1 protein-coding gene is annotated in these 1192 nt (G+C 30.9%); it reads left to right on the top strand.

Translation table 11 applies throughout. The features are described from left to right. Window positions 1-197 precede the first annotated feature (197 nt). On the top strand, window positions 198-965 hold the full coding sequence (locus ABIB40_RS20650) for a DUF6882 domain-containing protein (RefSeq protein WP_354361846.1): 768 nt from the start codon (window positions 198-200) through the stop codon (window positions 963-965). The last annotated feature ends 227 nt before the right edge of the window (window positions 966-1192 follow it).

Genomic DNA, 1192 nt, shown 5'->3' with positions numbered 1-1192 from the left:
AAAAGATGAACTTAACAAATATCCTGAAAGAAAGCCGACCGCATAACAGCCGTTTTGCAAAATCGGGGGTTTCGTGCTTCTATGACAGTGAAGTGGTAAATTAAGCTTTATGCATCTAATAAAGTTTAGTGCTGAAAAACCCCGCCTTCGCAAAGCGGCAAAACGTTATAAGGCATTTTAACCGAACAGAAACGAAAATGGAACAATATTCAGATTTTGCTATTAAAACTTGTAACGAATTCAAAAAAGTTCAAGAAAAATTTGTGGAAACTTACGATTTGAATAGTTATACAGAATATTTCTATGATGAAGAAACTTCATTAATTACTTTCAAGAAACCACAAGCAGAACTAAACTTTGAATACATTCCAATTGGAAGTTATTCTAATTCAACAAGAACTTGGCTTTGGTCATGGAACAATAAAGAATTAGTTCATAACAATAAATTAAAAACATTATTAGTAAAAAAGTTTGGCGAAAAATATAAGTATTCTGAATTAACCGAAGGTTACTTTGATGCAGATGAATTTATCGGTTGGGAATTAACATCCATAACATTTGATTTGATTGAAGCAATTGGTTCGTATAGAATTGTCAATGAACATAATCTTGAAATTTATTTTCTGATAACTGATAAAATTGAAAATAATTTTGTTGAAGAACTGAAAAAAATAAACAAAAGCAAAACAGAAAAACTGATTGAATGCGAAAAACACGGAAAAAGTAGAAATGCATTCATTTGTCAACATCTGAACGAAAAAGAAAAAACAGGTTTTGAAGAATCTTTCGAAAGTGAAATCGGAATGTATTTAGAAGAGGATGAAGATTTATCAGCGTGGTGCAATAAATGTGAAGAAAGGAGAAATAAAGATGATGGTTGGAATGATGAAAATATGCAAATTGCAAAAATAAAATTAGTCTGTGAAAATTGTTATTTTGGAATCAAAGAATTCAATAAAAAATAAAAAACGAACGCACAACAGCGGTTTGCAAAAATGGCGAAATATGTGGTAATTTCACATTTATCTTTCACAAGAAATTTCATCTTAGCCGAAAATAATCGGTCACGAAGTTCGCCACTTCTGCAAGCCACGAAACGTTATAAGCTATTTTAGAACCGACCAGAATATGACAAAAGAAGCACTACTAGACTTTATTGAAATTAGTATCAAACAAATCGAACTACACAAAC

The organism is Pedobacter sp. UYP30, assembly GCF_040547165.1.
Lineage (GTDB): Bacteria > Bacteroidota > Bacteroidia > Sphingobacteriales > Sphingobacteriaceae > Pedobacter.
Note: the sequence above shows the minus strand (reverse complement) of the source record. Positions and strands in the feature narration are given on the sequence as shown.